General features: G+C 31.2%; 24 protein-coding genes. 1 reads left to right on the forward strand and 23 read right to left on the reverse strand.

Annotation, left to right across the window (positions count from 1 at the left end):
• Positions 1-201 precede the first annotated feature (201 nt).
• The 16 genes from Q0876_RS15335 to Q0876_RS15410 form a co-directional block, all read right to left on the reverse strand.
• On the reverse strand, positions 202-693 hold the full coding sequence (locus tag Q0876_RS15335) for a hypothetical protein (protein ID WP_299229669.1): 492 nt from the start codon (positions 691-693) through the stop codon (positions 202-204).
• A 269-nt stretch (positions 694-962) separates the two neighbouring features.
• Complete coding sequence (locus tag Q0876_RS15340) at positions 963-1,448, reverse strand: hypothetical protein (RefSeq protein ID WP_299229671.1); 486 nt, start codon at positions 1,446-1,448, stop codon at positions 963-965.
• Positions 1,449-1,980: 532 nt separating this feature from the next.
• Positions 1,981-2,460: a hypothetical protein gene (locus tag Q0876_RS15345; protein ID WP_299229673.1), complete on the reverse strand. Its 480-nt coding sequence runs from the start codon at positions 2,458-2,460 to the stop codon at positions 1,981-1,983.
• Positions 2,457-2,759 (reverse strand): hypothetical protein, encoded by a 303-nt coding sequence (locus Q0876_RS15350; protein WP_299229675.1) that lies wholly within the window; start codon positions 2,757-2,759, stop codon positions 2,457-2,459. The genes Q0876_RS15345 and Q0876_RS15350 overlap by 4 nt, the downstream gene beginning before the upstream one ends.
• Positions 2,760-2,918: 159 nt before the next feature.
• Positions 2,919-3,239 carry a hypothetical protein gene (locus tag Q0876_RS15355; protein WP_299229678.1) on the reverse strand — a complete coding sequence of 107 codons (321 nt, stop codon included), beginning with the start codon at positions 3,237-3,239 and terminating at the stop codon, positions 2,919-2,921.
• Entirely contained in the window at positions 3,232-3,606 is a 375-nt protein-coding gene (locus tag Q0876_RS15360; RefSeq protein WP_299229681.1) for a hypothetical protein, read from the reverse strand. The genes Q0876_RS15355 and Q0876_RS15360 overlap by 8 nt, the downstream gene beginning before the upstream one ends.
• Before the next feature lie 150 nt (positions 3,607-3,756).
• A complete protein-coding gene (locus Q0876_RS15365) occupies positions 3,757-4,221 on the reverse strand; it encodes a hypothetical protein (protein ID WP_299229685.1) in 465 nt (154 codons plus the stop codon).
• A gap of 175 nt (positions 4,222-4,396) precedes the next feature.
• A complete protein-coding gene (locus Q0876_RS15370) occupies positions 4,397-4,969 on the reverse strand; it encodes a hypothetical protein (protein WP_299229688.1) in 573 nt (190 codons plus the stop codon).
• Positions 4,970-5,441: 472 nt separating this feature from the next.
• Positions 5,442-6,137 (reverse strand): hypothetical protein, encoded by a 696-nt coding sequence (locus tag Q0876_RS15375; RefSeq protein WP_299229691.1) that lies wholly within the window; start codon positions 6,135-6,137, stop codon positions 5,442-5,444.
• A gap of 150 nt (positions 6,138-6,287) precedes the next feature.
• Positions 6,288-6,671, reverse strand: coding sequence for a hypothetical protein (locus Q0876_RS15380; protein WP_299229694.1), 384 nt, complete (start codon positions 6,669-6,671; stop codon positions 6,288-6,290).
• A gap of 150 nt (positions 6,672-6,821) precedes the next feature.
• Positions 6,822-7,340 carry a hypothetical protein gene (locus Q0876_RS15385; RefSeq protein WP_299229697.1) on the reverse strand — a complete coding sequence of 173 codons (519 nt, stop codon included), beginning with the start codon at positions 7,338-7,340 and terminating at the stop codon, positions 6,822-6,824.
• Positions 7,341-7,499: 159 nt separating this feature from the next.
• Positions 7,500-8,081: a hypothetical protein gene (locus tag Q0876_RS15390; RefSeq protein ID WP_299229699.1), complete on the reverse strand. Its 582-nt coding sequence runs from the start codon at positions 8,079-8,081 to the stop codon at positions 7,500-7,502.
• A 566-nt stretch (positions 8,082-8,647) separates the two neighbouring features.
• Positions 8,648-9,469, reverse strand: coding sequence for a hypothetical protein (locus Q0876_RS15395; protein WP_299229702.1), 822 nt, complete (start codon positions 9,467-9,469; stop codon positions 8,648-8,650).
• Between the two features lie 154 nt (positions 9,470-9,623).
• The gene (locus tag Q0876_RS15400; protein WP_299229705.1) at positions 9,624-10,013 is read right to left on the reverse strand and encodes a hypothetical protein; all 390 of its coding nucleotides are present in this window, start codon (positions 10,011-10,013) and stop codon (positions 9,624-9,626) included.
• 155 nt (positions 10,014-10,168) lie between these two features.
• Entirely contained in the window at positions 10,169-11,269 is a 1,101-nt protein-coding gene (locus tag Q0876_RS15405) for an AbiH family protein (RefSeq protein ID WP_299229708.1), read from the reverse strand.
• A 236-nt stretch (positions 11,270-11,505) separates the two neighbouring features.
• A complete protein-coding gene (locus tag Q0876_RS15410; protein WP_299229710.1) occupies positions 11,506-12,117 on the reverse strand; it encodes a hypothetical protein in 612 nt (203 codons plus the stop codon).
• A gap of 673 nt (positions 12,118-12,790) precedes the next feature.
• Here Q0876_RS15410 and Q0876_RS15415 point away from each other — a divergent pair.
• Positions 12,791-14,254 (forward strand): N-6 DNA methylase, encoded by a 1,464-nt coding sequence (locus Q0876_RS15415; protein ID WP_299229712.1) that lies wholly within the window; start codon positions 12,791-12,793, stop codon positions 14,252-14,254.
• Here Q0876_RS15415 and Q0876_RS15420 read toward each other — a convergent pair.
• The 7 genes from Q0876_RS15420 to Q0876_RS15450 form a co-directional block, all read right to left on the reverse strand.
• Positions 14,241-14,975, reverse strand: a complete 735-nt coding sequence (locus Q0876_RS15420) for a hypothetical protein (RefSeq protein ID WP_299229714.1) — start codon at positions 14,973-14,975, stop codon at positions 14,241-14,243. The genes Q0876_RS15415 and Q0876_RS15420 overlap by 14 nt on opposite strands.
• Positions 14,972-15,184 carry a helix-turn-helix domain-containing protein gene (locus Q0876_RS15425; protein ID WP_299229717.1) on the reverse strand — a complete coding sequence of 71 codons (213 nt, stop codon included), beginning with the start codon at positions 15,182-15,184 and terminating at the stop codon, positions 14,972-14,974. Before Q0876_RS15425 ends, Q0876_RS15420 begins: the two co-directional genes overlap by 4 nt.
• 278 nt (positions 15,185-15,462) lie before the next feature.
• Positions 15,463-15,798 (reverse strand): hypothetical protein, encoded by a 336-nt coding sequence (locus Q0876_RS15430; protein ID WP_299229720.1) that lies wholly within the window; start codon positions 15,796-15,798, stop codon positions 15,463-15,465.
• A 226-nt stretch (positions 15,799-16,024) separates the two neighbouring features.
• Entirely contained in the window at positions 16,025-16,633 is a 609-nt protein-coding gene (locus tag Q0876_RS15435) for a hypothetical protein (RefSeq protein WP_299229723.1), read from the reverse strand.
• 938 nt (positions 16,634-17,571) lie between these two features.
• Positions 17,572-17,919 carry a hypothetical protein gene (locus Q0876_RS15440; protein WP_299229725.1) on the reverse strand — a complete coding sequence of 116 codons (348 nt, stop codon included), beginning with the start codon at positions 17,917-17,919 and terminating at the stop codon, positions 17,572-17,574.
• A gap of 168 nt (positions 17,920-18,087) precedes the next feature.
• Positions 18,088-18,858: a hypothetical protein gene (locus Q0876_RS15445; RefSeq protein ID WP_299229728.1), complete on the reverse strand. Its 771-nt coding sequence runs from the start codon at positions 18,856-18,858 to the stop codon at positions 18,088-18,090.
• Between the two features lie 144 nt (positions 18,859-19,002).
• Complete coding sequence (locus Q0876_RS15450; protein ID WP_299229731.1) at positions 19,003-19,461, reverse strand: hypothetical protein; 459 nt, start codon at positions 19,459-19,461, stop codon at positions 19,003-19,005.
• Between the last annotated feature and the right edge of the window lie 100 nt (positions 19,462-19,561).

The raw sequence follows: 19,561 nt of genomic DNA on the forward strand, positions 1-19,561 counted from the left end.
ATATCAGATATTTTAAATTCTTTGGTATTTTATTCAATTCGGTAAGTTTTGCGGTTGGGTTACATTATGCACAACGTATTCGTGTATGGTTAGTTGCGTTGGCTAGGAACTAAATTAGTAAAAGAAAACGAACCAGAGGAAAATCCGTAGGATTTTCCGAGTACACACCGAACTAGCAATTGGCTATACACGTTGTTGGCATTAGTTTTTATATATAGGAATTGTCACTATAGATTTTGCTGGAATACTAAATTCAATACCTGGCTTCGCTTTAATGTTTTTCCAAATACTCACGAAATCAACATCATCTATTTCTCCAGTATAACCAACAAGTTTTATAAAATTAATTCTACCATTCCATTCTACTTCTATTTTAAAATATGCTTTAAAGTTGTTTTTTGTTTCCTTCAACTGTTCTTTTAAATAATCATTCAATGATATTTTTATTCCGTTATTTTGAATGTGATAAAAACTTGGGGATTGATGTTCATTTGTAGAGACTGAGTATTCTTTTTCTAGAAATCTGTTCAGAGATTTGTTAAACTTTAAATGTAGAGAATCTAAATGTTTGATACTCGGGTTTTCAATTTTCGGAAGATTATTTTTTAATATTAGAGAGTCAATCTTTTGAGCATAAGTAGAAGCTGACAAAAGAAATGCTAATATCAATATTTTCAAATTATTAATTCTCATATTTTAATATTCTGTTGAATCAATAAGCTTCAATTATTATACCATGTTTCTGTAAATTAATGCCAACGTGTTCGTGTATGGTTTGTGCGGATTGAGCCGAAGCTATTTTTAGCTTTGGTGAGCCACGAGTGGCGAAAAATCCGTTGGAGGAAAATAGCGAGGCTTAACTTGCTAATTTTCCGATAAAACCATTAGTTTGTTTAAAGTTAGTAATTTTAATTGAAGTTCAAGTGATAGCTTGAACTATACACGTTGTTAGGCAACGTTTTTTATTCAATAATAATTTTTCCTTCATTTAATTCTGTATAAGAATTATGAATATGGTCAAATCCTTTATTTATTTCCCATTCCATTTTAAATATAAACGAAATGAAATTACCAATATAAGGTCTAGATTTTCTATACATTTCGGGATGTTTATATTCCATTCTTATATTTAATTTATCATTTTCTTTCAGTTCATAAAAGTCAAAAACTAAATTTGAGTTCAGATATTTGAGTATCGAATCCGCTGACAACCCATTACTCAATGATTTAGAGGAAGAAATAGGGAAGAATTCTGTGTTCAATGGATTTTCTTTTACTGGTTGTAAGTATTTAGATAAAGACCATTTTATTACTGTTTCTTGATATTCATCTCTATTCAACTTGATTTTATTCCTTCTAGAATTCTTGTTATGGACTATCTTTTTTTCAGTAGTTGTAACTTCATTTTTATCAACTACAAAATTAAGTTTCAATTCAGGATTTGACACTTTGTTCTTTTTTCAGTTTTGGTTATATGTTGCCTAACTAGTTTGTGTATGATAACGTTGTGTTGGCTAGCACCTAAGTTAGTAAATAAAACCACAACGTAGGAAAATCCGTAGGATTTTCCGAGAAGACACAAACTGAACAATGTATTATACACATTGTTATATACTGTCGCGAGAGAGTAGAGTAATCACGTTTGATTAGAGCGTTGAGGCAAGATTGAGATTCCGAGTTAGAGTGATTAGATAATTCCGCTTAAGTAATACATTCCGCAAAGTTGTTCAAAACTCCGCACGAGTAAGAATCCGTTTCTGATTAGAATTCAGAGTCGAGTAGATAAAAGATTCAGAGTAGAGTAAGCACCAATTCCGATTTTGAGTGATTAAAAAGTTCCGCACTTGAGTAAGTTCCGAGCAATTGTATATAACGTGTTCGTGTATGATTAGTTACGGAAAATCAAAACTGATTTTCCGATGAAAACAGAAGTTAATTAATTCCGAGGAATTTCCGAGTAGGAAATTCAGAAGTAATTAATTATACACGTTGTTGTACACTGGCTTTTAATTTTTCTTTTGTCAGTTTAACAATATAAAACCCGAAAGTATAGGTCGTTAAGAAACCCAAAACGAGTATAGTTCCGATGACTATTAAGTTCAAATAAAGATAGTTTTCAATTCCGCCAAGTACCAATTGAGAAAACAAAAACACAATCCAAATAATCAAATTTACACCAAACGAAAATTCCGCAGATGTCTTTATAATACTTTTTCCTTGATTTAAATTTTTAGAGTTTCTTTTTCCAAAAAGCCAGAGTGCGAAAGGTAAAGCCAGATATAACAGAGCTAAAGAAATGAATAAGTAGTTATACGACAATAAAGCTCCGATTCCGATTAATCCCAGTAAACCATCCGAAAAGAGTAATCCGATAAATGTCATGATAAATAAAATTCCTAATCCGAAAGACATTCCGTTTATTAGTGCAACTTTCGCTCCAATGCATTCGCTTTTATTCATACTGTTTTAAGCAAGTTATATGCTGTTTCTTTAATACCTAAATAATCTTGTTTAGACTTTCTCTGTTCAATTAATCCTTTGTCTTTTAAGTCAATTAATATTTGCTTTATTTTTTTCGTTTTTGCTTTGTTATTTAATACTTCAGTTTGATTAGCAATAGGAAAGCCACTTGCTCCCAAAATGCTTAAAGGTGTTATAACAAATTCTCTTTTTTCAGAAATTGATTTAATTATTCCTAAAATTAGAAGTTCATTTATTTCCTCAATAGTTAAATCATAAAGTTTTGGAATATTCTTCATTTTTCAGCTTGTGTACAACGTATTTGTGTATGGTTTCGTTGCGTTTGCACTAAGTTAGCAAATAAAGAAGAACCCATTGTTCAGAAGCGACAGAAATTCCGATAGGAATTTCCGAGCAATGAACTATACACGTTGTTGTGTACAGTTATTTTTGAACTATTATTTTCCGTTTTTCTCGCAATAATCTTTTATATCATCGTATGTGTAAGATTCCCAATTAGTTTTGTTAATGCTTAATTTCTTTCGCAATTGAATAGAATTTTTATTCTCATCATCTGATTTATAAGATTTATTCAATGTTATTCTCGCTTTAATTAAATTGAGCATTGCAATTCTAACTTCTTCAGCTTTTTTATTCTTTTTCTCTTCTGTTGATTCTACATCAAGTAATGACAGAAATTCAAAAATTTTATAATTCAGAATTTGATTTTTCTTTGTCGCTGTATTTCTTGGTGGATACGTCGGCATTAATTTATTCAATTAGGTTTAATCGTTTTAATAATTTTTCAATCAATGGTTTTGAATACTTTTCCGCTGGATCAATTTCAATGCTATCAGTTGATCTAATATATTCTCCAGCATCAAAAGCTTCGTAACATTCCCATGAAATTTTTCCGAATTCGAAATTTTTACAATAATGTTCATTTGTGACCCAAAATGTTTGAAGATTGTTCATTATGCAATCTCCATTTTCAAAGTCAGTTTTTTCATTCCAATAATTCAGAGCTGTTTCGATTGATAGATTTTCAACTAATTTGATTGGAAAATCTTTTGGATTATCAAAGAGTTCTGCGACTTCTTTTCCACTTAAAAGTTCTTTCGATAATTTCTTTAAGATTTGGTTCATTTTAATTGTACACAACGTGTTCGTGTATGGTTAGTTGCGTTGGCTAGGAACTAAGTTAGCAAAAGAAAACGAACCAGAGGAAAATCCGTAGGATTTTCCGAGTACACACAGACCAAGCAATTGACTATACACGTTGTTGCCAATAGTTTTTTAATTCAGTTGTAATACATACGTCTTAAAAACTCTTTGGTCAATTAAGATGTCAAATCTTTCAATATTTTCAGACGTAATTTTCGCTTCTATAATTATTTTATTATTCAAGTCAATCCGTTTATTTATCTCAATGCTCGGAATCATTAGATTGATTTTATTTTTTTCTTCGTCCGATAACGCTAAATATTCCTTATTTGTGTATTCAGGGATTTTCAGATTGTTTTTCGTAGCGTAAGTTTCAATAGGATAGCCAAGAAGCATAATCGGAAGCGATTCTTCTTTAGATGTCAGAACAATTGTAAAAGTCTGATTTTTTTCCACAACAATTGTGTCGGTTAAAGGTTCTTTCAGTTCAACAAATTTCGATAGGTTTTCCGGATATTCTTTTCGTTCATCGTCTCCGTTCGCGAAAATTATTTCCTGCGAGTTTGCTTGAAAATTAATTCCAAGTAGTAAAAACAATATTATAGTTATGCTCTTTCTCAAATTATTGGCAACGGTCTTGTGTATGGTTAGTTGCGTGGTTAAGCAACTAATTTAGTAAACAAAAACGAACGAGAGAAAATTCCGAAGGAATTTTCCAAATAAGCACTTGCCAAAGCAATTAATTATACACGGTGTTGTAAAACGTTTTTTATTAAATTCCATCTCCTTTATTCGGTTCAGAGACAATAAATGCCCAATTCACATATTCAGGTACATCATTTTTTTGAAAATAGTCGTCTCCTAATCCGATTATTTGATTTCTATAATCCACTATTTCAAGATTCAGCTCTTTGTCAATATGGAATTCAATTCCGTTATTAAAATAAATTGGTTTGTACTTATCTGTTGTGAAAACATACCAACTGTTAGACTCCAAGAGCGAATTCCTATTTACAATTAGAGTGTCGGCAGTTTCATTTTTCACGTAAATCTCGAAAATATTTTCCTTTGACTTTTTTTCAAAATATTCCATTGTTGTAAGTCCAGCTTTGTCCAAATCGATAGAATTGCTTTTGAGTACTTTTTTCTTTTTTGGTTTTGACGAGAGAAAGTAAATTAAAAAAGGTAAAATCATAATGACACCAATGAAGACAGCGTAATTATGTCGGTTTGGATTTCTTAGACCATAAGTCCTACCACCAAGACTTAAAAAAGTCAATATAAATCCTAAGACTGCTAAGACTTTTATGGCAATTACTAATATTTCTTTTGTCCTATTATTCAATTCTGCTTTTTGGGTTGTTTTGGAAATGTTTTACAACGTGTTCGTGTATGATTTGTGCGACCTATAATCCGCAGGATTTTTGGTTGTAACAAATCAGATGATTAAATATAAGATTTTAAATTGAAGTATGAGTTTAGCATTTATTATACACGTTGTTATGTATTGTTGTTGCGTTAACGAACTACAACGTTTCGCCGCAATGATGCTAAGGGAAATAGAGTATGAGTAAGCACATAAAGGCATCTAAGTAAGCACGTGTTGTCATAAACTTGCTCACGTGTTGCGAGCATGAGTGATCACAAAAAGAGGGAAATAGTAAGAAAGCAACTATGATATATAACGTGTTCGTGTATGATTTGTGCGACCTATAATCCGCAGGATTTTTGGTTGTATCAAATCAGTTGATTAAATATATGGATTTTAATTGAAGTATGAGTTTAGCATTTATTATACACGGTGTTGTACAACGTACTTACTTTTCCGTATCGATTAACCAAGGATAAGTAAATTCCGTCGCTTTTGTTAATTCCTTTTTTAGTTTTTCTCGGTCTAATTCCAATTCAGAATATTCTACTCGTTCATAGAGTAGGTTATAAGCTGATTGATGAAGTCCGTATTTCTTTAATGTGTAAAAATCCGATTTCGCTTTTTCCGAATTCAGATTGTCATTGTCAAATTCAATTTTCAATAAGTCAACCAAAGTATCATTTACAAACTGATTTTCATAATTCAGTCGTTTTTTGTTCGATTTGAAAGAGTTAAATTCTCGGATTATTTCATAAACGATTGAGTCGTTTTTCTCCGCTTTTCTTCGATTCCAAAATTCAGCGTAATATTTGGTTTGCATTTCTGGTTTGTTATAAGTCAGTTCCAAACTGTCCAAAACATTGTCAAAATTCCGTTTAATATAAATTCCATTGGCTATGAATAAATTCTCGCTTTTATGAATTCCGTTTTCAAGTTTTTCGTAACCAAATTTCTTAAATGTTTCGTGAATCATTTTTAGATTTTTGGGTTTTCTTATCCATTTACTTTTTGTCCAATCCGAGTGATTTAATCCGAAAAATGAAGTTTGAGTTTCTACATAAAATTCCGCTTCTTTTTTTTCTTTACTAACGCAAGAAACAAATAATAAAATCAGAATATTTAATGTTAGCAGTTTGTTCATTCGTATGTTGTACAACGTGTTCGTGTATGGTTTCGTTGCGTTGGCAAGAACTAAGTTAGCAAAAGAAAACGAACCAGAGGAAAATCCGCAGGATTTTCCGAGTAAGCTATAATCAAGCAATTGATTATACACGTTGTTGTACACTGGTTTTTATTCCGTTTTTATATAAAAGAGTTCAGTGAACTTTCCGTCATAGGAATCCATGAAGCCTTTTTCTCTAAAATCAAAAACTCCAATTAGTTCTACATCTCTCATATTAAGATTTTGATAAACAGTATCATAATCAACAGCAGGTTCAAATGAATCAATCCAAATCCAAGATTTTCCGTCAGTAATTGATACATTATGGGAAGACATTGTAATTTGTCCTTTAATTCTTAAAGTGTCTTTGTAAAATTCCTTTGGGTTTTTAACCACAGATTGGAAATCAGTAAATTCATATTTATTGATAATTTCTGAATTTCCATATTCTTGATTTTTACTACATGCAAAAATCAAAAGTGAGATTAATAAGAGGTAATATGTTTTGCGCATTGATTTTCAACTTGTGTACAACGTGTTCGTGTATGGTTTGTTGCGTTTTCACTAATATAGCAAATAAAGAAGAACCCATTGTTCAGAAGCGACAGAAATTCCGATAGGAATTTCCGAGCAATGAACTATACACGTTGTTGTGTATTGTTTTTAATTGCCACAATTAGCAATGATAAATTGCAATGTTGCATCCTCAAAACTTTTTAAGTAACATTTTTCTCCGCTGTAGCCGTTACTTCTGCCAATTAATTTGAGTTCTTTTTCATTTGTAGAGAAAGACATTTGCATATCTGCAATTGTCTTTGAAAATCCCATGTTCCAATTTACTTTTTCAAGTTTTACTTTTACATAAATTACAGAGTCAGAAGGGAATCCAATATATTCTGAGTAGATATATTCTCCTTCATGTTTTTTGTTTAACCTCTTAATTGTACTTATGAATAAATCCTTAATATTTAGATTTTTCCTTTTGACTAAGTTGTTGAAATTCCCATTTTTAGAATATTTTGCGTAGTTGCTTTCGTCATCCCAAACGAAGTAAATTCTTTTTTGACAGTTTATTTGTGATGATAATTCATTGATTTCTTTACTTGATCCACAATCTGAGAATAAAAAGAAAAGAAGCGAGATTATAATTAATTTTAATACAGGTTTGTTTATGATTTTCAATATAATTTGTTAATAGGTGTTTAAATTAAAAATTTTACACAACGTATTCGTGTATGGTTTCGTTGTGTTTTCACTAATATAGCAAATAAAGAAGAACCCATTGTTCAGAAGCGACAGAAATTCCGATAGGAATTTCCGAGCAATGAACTATACACGTTGTTACCCAACGTTTTTTATTCCACGTTTTTCAAGTTCAGCTTCTAATTCAAGTCGTTTTTTCTTGTAGCTTCTCCTTGCTTTATTGAACTGAACGTTTTTCTCGTCCTCAATTAATTCCGCTATTACAAATTCAATTTCTTCATCGGTTAATTCGTTCGGGTTTTTGAAATGTAAGTAAGAATCAAATTCAGTTGGTTGAGCTTTTTCGTTTTCAAGTTCATTAATCCGCTCGATTGGTTTTTCAGTTTCTAATTCGGTCAATTCGTAATCAGCTTTTGGCAATTCCGATTTACCAACTATTTGCAAATAATCAATCAAAATCCGTTTTTCCACAAAGATTTTTCCTCCGCCAAATTTGTGTCGGTCAGTCATATCTTTTTTTACTCCCGAAATCCAATATTCGTCTCCGCTTTCTAGGTCAAAATAGTTTCCGCTAATTCCCATTCCGTTCAAACTTTGGAATGCTTTTCCGTCAAAGTAAATTGTCTTTCCGCTTTTTGAGAAGGAAACAAGTCCAATCCACGCATTTCCATTGTCTGAAAATCCGCTTTTCAATTCTAAATATTTGATTTCAGTTCGCATTTTTTAAATGTTGGGTAACTCAGGGTTAAACGTAGTTCTGGTTAGAGAATGAAAAGATAATAAATTCTTAAACAATAAATTAAGAAGGCAACTTCGAATAAATCTTAATTTATTGTTCATCAATTAGGTTCGCTTTAGCGAAGCGTAAATTGTAGAATTTATTAGATTGAGAATTCGAGAAACAGAATCAAATTACTATTAACCGACGATGGCTTACGTTTTAGCTCGAAGCTCGTTAAAGGCGATAATTTAGCAAATAAGAATTGTAGTAATTTGGTTTAACCCTGAGATGGAATACATTTACTTTAAGATGCAATGACAGCGAAGCTGCGCATATTAAAGTTCGCCTTTGGCGAATGTATTCCATCGGTCTGGTGTATGGCTAGTTGCGTGCAAATTAGCGATTATTTTTCGGTTGAGCCACAAGCCAAATTTTTAAATTTTACTATTTATCTTTTTTATTGGAAATCGTCAATTTTAAAAATTTGGTGACTTTCCAAATACGCCTTAATTTCGGTTTAAGCAACTAATTAGCAATGAGCTATACACGTTGTTAGCACCAGTTTTTATGTTGTTTTAAATAGATACCATCCATTCCCGATTTCCTTAATCATAATAATTCTACTCGGATTCATTTTTGGTACGTCTTCTTTTTTCGGAATGTAAAAATATCCGACAGTATTGTCAACCATTCCACCAATCACAAATTCAAAACAACTTTCGCAATTAAAAGAAGTTGAAATTGTGTTGATTAGCAATCCTTTATAATCTGTTTTGATTTGTTCTCCCAAATTTATTTTTCTGTACGACTGTTCTTCTCTCGTAAATTCCGTGTTTTGAATTTCGGTTTTTAATTTCTCAAACTTCTCTCTGTTCTTATTAAAATGTTCTATTATGGTGTCGTCCAATGCCAAAGTCAACTTGATATTCTCTAATTCTTGGTAGAACTCTTTTTTTGATTTAAAAGTTTCATTATCCTTTTGAATTAGAGTATCTATTTGTTCTTCCGTCATTTTTTCCATTTCCAACAATGCTTGCTCCATAAAACCTGTCATTGCCAATGCTCTGAATGCTTCTATTCTCCAATTTTTATCTTTTTCAAGGTGAGCGTAAGTATCAATTCCGTTTCCAAGACTGTCTAAAATTGTAACATTAACCACAGCAGTATTTTTGGATTTAGCGAGAAGTCGAAAGTTCAGTTTTGTATTTTCAGATAAGTCGTTTGCATTCGGATGTCCTTTATATTCTCCAGTCGAATATTTGTTTGTCCTTTTTGCAAATTTTTTATCAGTAAATACTTTTTGAACAAGTTCTAATGGTTCATATTTTTGAGCACATACAATTCCACAAATTGTAATTAGAATCAATGTCAATAAAATTTGTCTCATTTTTTGTTCAAATTGGTGCTAACGTGTTCGTGTATGGTTTCGTTGCGTTTGCACTAAGTTAGCAAATAAACAGAAACCCATTGTTCAGAAGCGACAGAAATTCCGATAGGAATTTCCGAGCAATGAACTATACACGTTGTTGTGTACAGTATTTTTATTTTTCGTATTTATAATATTCAGTTTCTTTTCCGTCCGTTATCAAAATCAGTTTGTTAGAATTCAAGTATTTCAATTCCGAAACCCAATTTTCGTAAGGATAAGTGAATTTGATTTTGAATCCACCGTCATATTTAATTATTACCACAAATGGTTGGACTTCGAGTTCAATTAATTCGTCACCATTTTCGGCAATTTCTATTTCCGATAAATGACCTTTTCCATTTTCAAACCAATATTCATAAACTGTATTAGATGCGTCATTCTTTTCTTTCCACTTTCCGCTCAAATACGATTCAACTTCTTTTTCCGATTCACAACATTTCAAATGCTGTCCGAGTAAAGTCAGAGGTAAAAAAGTCAATATTAAAATCAGTATTTTTTTCATTTTAGGGTTTCGGGGATATTGTACACAACGTGTTCGTGTATGGTTTGTTGCGTTAGCACTAAGATAGCAAAAAGAAACACCCAATGTTCAGCAGCTTGGATTTTCCGAAAGGAAAATCAGAAGCAATGAACTATACACGTTGTTGTAGATAGTTTTCAAAATTGGGGAATTGAAGCTTCTTCATCAAATGGCAGGACTCTTTCTCTCATTAATACTTTATCGGTAAAATGTCTTGAAATTTGCATTCTCTTATCAAAATCTTCTGATTCACCCTTGTAATGATAGTTTTGAATCGCCAAACAATTTTTATGTTCAAATATAGTTTTCAACAATGTTCTATCAGATAAACCACAGGAGTGACCAATAAGAAAAACATCGTACTCTTTAGATTCTAAGACACCAAGAAGATGGTGATAATTTTTTGTTCTTGGATAATGGAAAGATTTTACTTTTCTAATTAACTCATTGTCGTCTTCATATTCCAGTCTCTGATAGTGCTCATTTGTATCATCTCCATAACCAAAAATAATTGGGTTATCAGGATCTTTAACGTTCCCATGAATACTTATATGTTTTACTTTTTTTCTAATTGAGTCACTTTTTGTGAGCGATTTTATTGTATTTGTATAATTGAAGTTTAGGAAAATGACATTTTGTGGGTCTTCAGATCTATTATGTCTAGTAACAAGGCTAGCAACATTACCGTTTAATCTCTTCTGGCAACGATCTATTAAAGAACTTAATGGAGAATTATCATAGGATATACTAGAATTCGAATCTATATTAAATATGTATTTGTGCAGTTGAGTTGTCAGAATATCCATAAAAGCATTAAGCTCACTGATCATTTTTATTTTGCGTGTTTTTGAATATCCATGTCCACTTAGATTATAAATACTCATTAACTTATCGAAATAGTATTGTTCAATATCTACCCATCTTTCATTATTAGTTTTTATTATTTCTTCGAAAAAAGAATATTTATATGTAATTCTACTTACTCCTGCGATATAGTTTAGAGCAGCAATTGCACTTTCTTTATTTTGAAGGGTTTTAAGTCGATCCATGAAAGGCTCTTTATAATTTACCTTTCCACCACTTATAGATAACAATTCTGAATCATATTCATTTTCTGAAAAAAAATATCCAATAGCATTTTTTACATAATAATCAATAAAGTCTTTATAGCTAGTATTGAGCCCAGCAGCTTTGTCAAAACCATTTCCTATAATGACGACTCTATTATATTCTTTCATTTATGAAATGTTATTTGATAATTATCTACAACGTCTTCGTGTATGGTTTGTTGCGGAATTTCAGCCGAGCGCTTTTGCGCTAGGATGAGCCGTTTACGGCGAAAATTCCGTTGGAGGAAAAGGAGCGAGGCTGTGACTTGCTAATTTTCCGAAAACTAAAGTTACAAATATTATCTCAATCTTCCTCTTAACCAGCTAGCGTAGCAATGAATTATACACGTTGTTAGCAATAGTAATTATTCAAATTTCATTTCGAATATTATATAGTGTTCGAGATTGAATTTTTCACCCCATTGTTCAGGTGGAATACCTTCTCTACTTAATTCGCAATAAAATAAATAACCTGGATATTTAGGGTTTTTGTAGGGTAAACTATAAACGATTAAAGGGAAACTATTTCCATATTCAAATTTTGTTTCTATTCCATTCGATAAATCTCTTGCAGAATAGTTATTCGCTTCTGTTGTCTTGAACTTTCTTGTTGTGCTGAATAGTCCTTTAAAACTAAAATAAATTTGTAGACTATCTTTGTCAGTTTTTTCAGTTATAATATTAAATTTTAGAGAATCATTAGTTATTTTTCTAGCCGAATTAGATAGGTTTATTATTGTATCGGTTTTAGTTAGATTTTTATTCCAATATTCTTTTGAGATAATCGTAAATGATTTATCCTTTAGGTTTTTATCGGATACTTTAACTTTATAGAAATCTATATGTTTCATTAAAAGATAATCTTGAAATTCTTCTGATTTTACTCCATAATCAATTTTCAAAGAAAGGGAATCGGATTTTTGTCCAAATGATAGATAGGTAGATAAAATTATAATTATAAAAATCAGTTTATTCATAAGGGTTATCTTTTATTATTGCTAACTCAGGGTTAAACGTAGTTCTGGTTAGAGAATGAAAAGATAATAAATTCTTAAACAATAATTTAAGAAGGCAACTTCGAATAAATCTTAATTTATTGTTCGTCAATTAGTTTCGCTTTAGCGAAGCGTAAATTGTAGAATTTATTAGATTGAGAATTCGAGAAACAGAATCAAATTACTATTAACCGACGATGGCTTACGTTTTAGCTCGAAGCTCGTTAAAGGCGATAATTTAGCAAATAAGAATTGTAGTAATTTGGTTTAACCCTGAGATGGGATACATTTACTTTAAGATGCAATGACAGCGAAGCTGCGCATATTAAAGTTCGCCTTTGGCGAATGTATTCCATCGGTCTTGTATATGAAAAGTAGCGGATTTTTAAGCACTAACTTTACGGTTTGGTACTGATGTTAAATTTACAGAAATCACTTCTATTTAAGCACTTAAACCGCTATTTTTTATATACGTTGTTACCCACTGGCTTTTTTTCATTTAGTTTGTTATTCAACGTTGGCTTGAAAGCTCTTTTGATTTTTGAGGTACGAGAATAGCAAATGTGCTTGAGATTAGTGAGGGATATTTCATAATCGATTTTGATATGTCAAATATTGTAGTTAGATTTGCATACTATAATTAGCACTTCAATAAATGGGTAGATTCGAAAAAATATTGGTTAATGAAAACGGAATTGATAAAAGAGATTCGGGTTATTATTCCACACCGAGTTTCGTTTCTGAATTCATTAGTAATCAATTATTAGATTTGAATCCAAATGGAAGAAAAGTTTTAGACCCAGCTGTTGGCGATGAAGAGTTGCTAAAAACCTTTTTTATTCACGGAAAAGAAATAGATAGTTTTGATGTAATTGAACACGGAAATATTCAATATTCAAATTTTCGAAAGCAGGATTTTATTGAGTTTTATAAAGAGCAAAAAGAAGCTTTGTTTTTTTCAAATTCGATAGATTTAGAATACGACTATTATATAGCAAATCCACCTTATAATTGCCACGAATTAGACTATATCAAAGATAATAAGACTGAACTTAAAAAGTTGTTTGGTAAAGTTGGGGTACATAATATGTATTCTATGTTTTTATCTGCCATTGTTGATTGCGCAAAAGATGGTTCTTTAATAGGTGTAATTGTTTCAGATTCTTTTCTAACGGCAACAATGCATTCTGGTTTAAGGCAACAAATTATTGATAGTTGTGCAATTCATCAATTAATATTATGTCCTAATGATTTGTTTTGGTCTCAGAAAGCAGATGTTAGAACTTGTATTTTGGTTTTACAAAAGGGTAAACAATATCAAGACAAAGTTCAAATTTCTAATAGACCGAATAATACTCGTGATTTAAAAGAAATTCTTGAAAATAGAAGATTTAATGAAGTTGATATTGATGATATTGTGTTGAGTAAAAAAAAGACTGCAAATCAGTTTATTGTTGATGTTGATAAAGATGTATTGTCATTATTTCACAATCCCAGAATCGGTGAAATTTATAATTGTATAACAGGAATTTCAACAGGTAATGACAAGAAATATCTGTCTAAAGAAAAAAAGGATGGATTCGAGATTCCTTTTTATAAAAATCCAGGTTCGAGAAAATTTAAAACAACTGAAGATTCCTATTTAATTAATCATTTTATGGAAGAATCTTTAGTAGTCAAGGATTTTATGGTTAGAAATAAGCAGTTTGTTTTTAAAGAAGGTATAACTTGTTCATCAATGGGATTGCCATTTAGTGCTTGTTATTTACCTGAAAATTCAACATTTGGTGTTAACCCTAATATTTTTACTCCTAAACAAGACCTTTATTGGATGTTAGCCTACTTAAATAGTCATTTAGTTACTTATTTGGTTAGAGGTGTTTTAATAAGGTCTAATATGGTAACATCTGGTTATATTTCTCAATTACCAATAATTCCGTTTACAGAAGAAGAAAAAAAGAAACTAACTATTATTTCAAAGGAAGTTTTAGAAGGTAAACTTAAATTTGAAGAGGCTATTATAAAAATTAACTCGATAGTTTACGAAAATTTGAAATTCGATATGGCAGTAATCCAAAACATCGATGATTTTGCCCTTAATTTATCTAAAAGAGTGTAGGTTCAATATCATCTCCATTTTCTTGGACTTCTTTCCATCTTCCTTTTATTTTTTTGTAATAATTTCCTTCGGGTTCTTTAATTATATCTCCTGCTTTTGCATCTTTTTTACTTTTTGCAAACGCCAAAGCGTTAGTGAATAATTTATAAAAATCTGAATCAGAACGTTTTACAGCATCTTCAATATTTTTATAATATTTTGATTGAAGATTTCCATTGTTACTAGGATTTACATAAATATCTTGTATCCAAGCAATCGGAAATACGACAGCTCTGTCAATTTGAATTGTCATATCTTCATTAAAGTCTATAAAGAAGGTTCCGACAAAGAAGGTTTTATTATCATCCTCTTCATAAAAAGCTTTTAATCCATCGCCTTTTGATATATCATCTTTTTGACTTTTACCACCATTAACAGATGTTTTAATATTTACATAGGCTGTGTTTTCAATTCCTTGAAGTTTGCACTCAAAATCAAAAATACAAACTTCAGATTCCGCAACTGCTATACTTTGAAGGTTGAATTCTTTAAAATAATTTTCAAGATTTTGAGTTACAACTTCTTCAACAATTCTCCATACAGTTCTACCTTTACCTGCATTTCTCCATCCATAAGGGAATTGTTCTTTTGTGCCGATTTGAATTTTGTCAATTTTTTTTACTAGCAAATCAAAACTATTTTGCAAACCTGCTCTTAATTCTTCTATTTCTTCTACTCTCATATCAACTCTCTAATATTTACTTCAAGTGCATTCGCAATTTTTTCAATATTTAAAAGAGTGATATTTTTTTCAGCTCTCTCAATCATACCGATATAAGTTCTGTGCAAATCAGCTTTATGTGCTAATTCTTCTTGAGAAAGTCCTTTCTCCTTTCGGATTTCTCGAACTCTTTCTCCAAATTTTATTAATATGATTTGTTTTGAATCCATTGCTAATTAAAGTATGCAAAGCTAACTTTAGTATTCAGCTTAAACAACAGACTATAATTAGCATTATCAGTCAGAGGTGGGAAAAAAGCAATGTGTGCGATAGCACTCTTTGCTTTTGTGGGGTTGGTTTTTCAGCTTGTGGGTAACGTGTTCGTGTATGGTTTCGTTGCGTCTGCACTAAGTTAGCAAATAAAGAGAGACCTTTTGTTCAGAAGCGACAGAAATTCCGATTAGGAATTTCCGAGCAATGAACTATACACGTTGTTGGGCACTGTTTATTATTTCGTTATTCTAGATAATATCTCATCAATTTCTCCATTTAAGAGTAATTTAAAATTCTGTAGAATCTCTTCCCAGTTTTCAGCACGAGATCTTTTTTCATTAAATGTTTCAGGATTTGAGTTTTCAGGATCTAGTATCAAAGTCTGTGTAAGATATTTGCTAACTTCTAAAACTATTTCTTTATCATCTTCTCCAAAGACTCCAACCCAAAATGCACCATGTTCGTCATCCATTTCCTGAGTTTCCTTAATGGCTACTTCTATATCTTCTATTTTTGGGTTATCTACAGAATCTCCCCAAGCTTTTTCTAAAAAACTTTCTATAACTTTCATTTTTTAAGTAGCTTTTAAATTGTGCCCAACGTATTTGTGTATGGTTTGTGCGGAATTTAGCCGAGCGCTTTTGGGCTAGGATGAGCCACATGTGGCGAAAATTCCGCGGGAAAAAAGCGCAAGGTTGAGTTGCACAATTTTTCCGTTTAGCTAAATATACAAATTGTAGGAGAATTTCCTCGTCTTAACCAACTGAGCAATGAACTATACACGTTGTTGTAGCCAGTTATTTTAAATATTTATTTATCATCTCTTTATTCGACAAGTCAATCAGTTCCGAACTATTCCAATCCATCAAAACTAAATTCCATTTTTCTCCAATTTTGGAAAGCACGTCAACAACTTTTTCGTGATTCAGTCCAAATAGATTCGTAATCCAAATATTCTTGACTTTGTCATTCTCAAAATCAAAATAAACTGCTGAATATTCTTTTCCATATCCAATTGTGTTTTCACTTTTCACTCGATAATCACTTCCGTATCCTGTTATAACTTCCGTATGTTTTTCAGTTCCGAGTTCAGTCAAAAGTTTTTCAAGTTCAGTTCTCTCAATTTCTCGGCTTTTTAAACTCACTTTGTTTTCTTCTCTAACATAGATATCCGAATATCCTTTTTCAGCAGTAAAATCAGCTATGTTGTCCGCTTGTTTTAGTAAATCCGATAAGTTCTCTTTTGGTATAATCTCTATTTGGCAGAAATCATCTTCGTGATAGAAAATTGTTCCTTTTACTCTATATTCCGTTTTTGTCAATTCAGAAGATACAGTTTTGGTATTCGACTTTGTAAAATAAATCAAAGCGAATATTGCTATTATAATTCCTATTCCAATTGCCATTCGTGATTTCATTTTTCTAATTGGCTACAACGTCTTCGTGTATGATTTGTGCGACCTATAATCCGCAGGATTTAAGGTTGTAACAAATCAGATGATTAAATATAAGATTTTAAATTGAAGTATGAGTTTAGCATTTATTATACACGTTGTTATATGCTGTTGTGAAAATCAGAGTAATCACGTGTTGCCATAATGAGGCTAGGAAAAGGCGAGTAAGAGTAATCACATTGAGCCGAAAGTAGCTCAGTTACTAACTCTTGGGTAATCACGTAATATCGCAAACGAGCTAACATAAAGCGATTATGAGTAAGCACATAAAGTGAGTTTGAGTAAGAATTGAGCAATTGCATATAACTCAGGGTTAAACGTAGTTCTGGTTAGAGAATGAAAAGATAATAAATTCTTAAACAATAAATTAAGAAGGCAACTTCGAATAAATCTTAATTTATTGTTCATCAATTAGGTTCGCTTTAGCGAAGCGTAAATTGTAGAATTTATTAGATTGAGAATTCGAGAAACAGAATCAAATTACTATTAACCGACGATGGCTTACGTTTTAGCTCGAAGCTCGTTAAAGGCGATAATTTAGCAAATAAGAATTGTAGTAATTTGGTTTAACCCTGAGATGGAATACATTTACTTTAAGATGCAATGACAGCGAAGCTGCGCATATTAAAGTTCGCCTTTGGCGAATGTATTCCATCGCATTTGTGTATGGTTTGTTGCGGAATTCAGCCGAAGCTCATTTTGAGCTAAGATGAGCCAGTCTGTGACTGGCGAAAATTCCGTTGGAGGAAAATGAGCGAGGTTGTGACTTGCAAATTTTCCGATGAACTAAATATACGAAATAGAATAAACTCTTTCGATTAAACACCAAAGCCGCAATGAATTATACACGTTGTTGGGCTACGTTTTAATTTAAAATACGAATGGTTTAATCATTGTTTGATTGTAGTAGTCACTGAGAATTTATTTTTTGATACAGTTGTGTCAATCTCAAAACTTACTTGATCAGTAGAAAAATTTGGATTTTCATTTTTACGTATCAATTTCGCAATTCGTTTCCTCTCCTTAATAAAAGTAGATTCTTTAATTGATTGTCCTTTTTTAAATTTCGTTTTATCCATATTAGTTTGCACTAGGTTTTTTATGCTACTATCCTCAATATTATATTCAATAGATTCTAATTTATAATCAATTTGAGTAATATTTCCTTGTTTTGGAGTACTGCAATTAATGGAGAAAGTAACGACTAGTAGTGTAAAAATTAATTTTAGAGCTTTCATGAATTTGAATTTAATTATTATAGTTTCATTATTAATAATGTTGCCCAACGTTTTTGTGTATGATTAGTGGCGTGTTTAAGCACCTATTTAGCAAATAAAAACCGAATAGAAAATCCGCGAGGATTTTCGTAAGTAGGCGAGAACCAGCCATTAATTATACACGGTGTTCTACGCAGTTTTTTTCCATAAATTATTCAGTGACTTACTTACTTTTCCTTTTATTTCGTAAAAATAAGCTCTATTTCCTTTTATGATTACTTTTTTATTTCTCGGCATTCTTTCTTTGTCGATAGGAATTACAACATCTATCTCGTAATAGTCAGAATTTTTATTTTCTGTTTCCAGTTCGATAAAATCTGTAAATCCGTAAGTGTAAATTCCGATTTTCTCAATGTCCTTTTTTGCTATTCTAAAAGTATTTGTTGAATCCAAATTCACTCTATTTCTTATTTGAGGTGCCCAAGCGCAACTTCCTTCTTTCAACCATTCTCTTGTTAAATGCTTGTATTTTCTTCTTTTATTAAAGTACAGAGTTAATAATTCAAATTCCGTTTTTTGTTTTTCAATCAAGTTTTGGTTTTCGTAAAGTTCAATGTAATGATTGACTTTAATTTCAATTGAGTCTTTAAGTCCAATTTGCTTTTCGATTATATTCACAGTTGGCTCTCGCCTTTGTAAATCTGGATTTAGAATAACTTCTCCATCTTTTAAAATCCATTTTCCTTCGTTTGTATAATCTTTAAAGGTTTGTGGGTAAACATAATCAGTTGTTCGCAATCGAAAAGTTCCGTCCGCTTTTAATTCCAATTCAGTTCCTCCAAATTCTCCATTAGCCAAAATCATATCGCCATATGTTCCGATAAATTCGGATTTTTCATTTTGTGCTTGTACATTGATTGTCAGCAGAAAGATTGTTAATATGTAAAATACTTTTTTCAAATTGCGTAGAACGTCTTCGTGTATGGTTTGTTGCGTGAAAATCCGTTTAGGATTTTCGGATTAAGAACGAAAGATAACAAATTGCAATGAATTCCGATTAGGAATTCAGCCGCAATGAGCTATACACGTTGTTGGGCATTGCCGTTAAATTATATACCAGTTGAAATAATAATGTAATAGAAATCCTAATAAAATCTGACCAATAGATATTAAATAAAAGATGTTTCTAAATATTCTACTGTTGGTGAAATTTATTTTTGAAATGGATTCATTATCATATTTTATTAAAATCTTAGAGGCGAATCCATGTATGAGTTTTGGCGATTCTTTGCTTAGATATTTTTGTTCAATTTCTAAGCAATTTTCAATTATTGGATTCATTAACTTTTTCGTTAAACGAGATGCGATTATAATGGCAATTGGAAATACAGCTCCAACAAATAATAAGGTAGAAGATATATTTTGAAATGCAAACCCGACGACAGTAATATTTCCAACGACTAAGACAGTAATAATTTGAATTAACAAAGAAATTTGTGTTCTAAATGTTATAATTCCTTCTTGATATTGATGAATAATTAAATCAAACTCATTTTTACTCATATTGCTATTTTCTAGGTTGTGCCCAACGTGTTCGTGTATAATTACGTTACGGAAAATCGGTTACGATTTTCCGATGAAAGACTAAGTTAATTAATTCCGA

Origin of the sequence: uncultured Psychroserpens sp. (assembly GCF_947503375.1) — a bacterium.
In the GTDB taxonomy this organism is placed as follows: domain Bacteria; phylum Bacteroidota; class Bacteroidia; order Flavobacteriales; family Flavobacteriaceae; genus Psychroserpens.

Bases quoted from the DNA above. Each gene is read 5' to 3' on its own strand.
- Q0876_RS15335 (WP_299229669.1), bottom strand. From the start codon at position 693: ATGAGAATTAATAATTTGAAAATATTGATATTAGCATTTCTTTTGTCA.
- Q0876_RS15345 (WP_299229673.1), bottom strand. From the start codon at position 2,460: ATGAATAAAAGCGAATGCATTGGAGCGAAAGTTGCACTAATAAACGGA.
- Q0876_RS15350 (WP_299229675.1), bottom strand. From the start codon at position 2,759: ATGAAGAATATTCCAAAACTTTATGATTTAACTATTGAGGAAATAAAT.
- Q0876_RS15360 (WP_299229681.1), bottom strand. From the start codon at position 3,606: ATGAACCAAATCTTAAAGAAATTATCGAAAGAACTTTTAAGTGGAAAA.
- Q0876_RS15375 (WP_299229691.1), bottom strand. From the start codon at position 6,137: ATGAACAAACTGCTAACATTAAATATTCTGATTTTATTATTTGTTTCT.
- Q0876_RS15380 (WP_299229694.1), bottom strand. From the start codon at position 6,671: ATGCGCAAAACATATTACCTCTTATTAATCTCACTTTTGATTTTTGCA.
- Q0876_RS15390 (WP_299229699.1), bottom strand. From the start codon at position 8,081: ATGCGAACTGAAATCAAATATTTAGAATTGAAAAGCGGATTTTCAGAC.
- Q0876_RS15395 (WP_299229702.1), bottom strand. From the start codon at position 9,469: ATGAGACAAATTTTATTGACATTGATTCTAATTACAATTTGTGGAATT.
- Q0876_RS15400 (WP_299229705.1), bottom strand. From the start codon at position 10,013: ATGAAAAAAATACTGATTTTAATATTGACTTTTTTACCTCTGACTTTA.
- Q0876_RS15405 (WP_299229708.1), bottom strand. From the start codon at position 11,269: ATGAAAGAATATAATAGAGTCGTCATTATAGGAAATGGTTTTGACAAA.
- Q0876_RS15410 (WP_299229710.1), bottom strand. From the start codon at position 12,117: ATGAATAAACTGATTTTTATAATTATAATTTTATCTACCTATCTATCA.
- Q0876_RS15415 (WP_299229712.1), top strand. From the start codon at position 12,791: ATGGGTAGATTCGAAAAAATATTGGTTAATGAAAACGGAATTGATAAA.
- Q0876_RS15420 (WP_299229714.1), bottom strand. From the start codon at position 14,975: ATGAGAGTAGAAGAAATAGAAGAATTAAGAGCAGGTTTGCAAAATAGT.
- Q0876_RS15425 (WP_299229717.1), bottom strand. From the start codon at position 15,184: ATGGATTCAAAACAAATCATATTAATAAAATTTGGAGAAAGAGTTCGA.
- Q0876_RS15430 (WP_299229720.1), bottom strand. From the start codon at position 15,798: ATGAAAGTTATAGAAAGTTTTTTAGAAAAAGCTTGGGGAGATTCTGTA.
- Q0876_RS15435 (WP_299229723.1), bottom strand. From the start codon at position 16,633: ATGGCAATTGGAATAGGAATTATAATAGCAATATTCGCTTTGATTTAT.
- Q0876_RS15440 (WP_299229725.1), bottom strand. From the start codon at position 17,919: ATGAAAGCTCTAAAATTAATTTTTACACTACTAGTCGTTACTTTCTCC.
- Q0876_RS15450 (WP_299229731.1), bottom strand. From the start codon at position 19,461: ATGAGTAAAAATGAGTTTGATTTAATTATTCATCAATATCAAGAAGGA.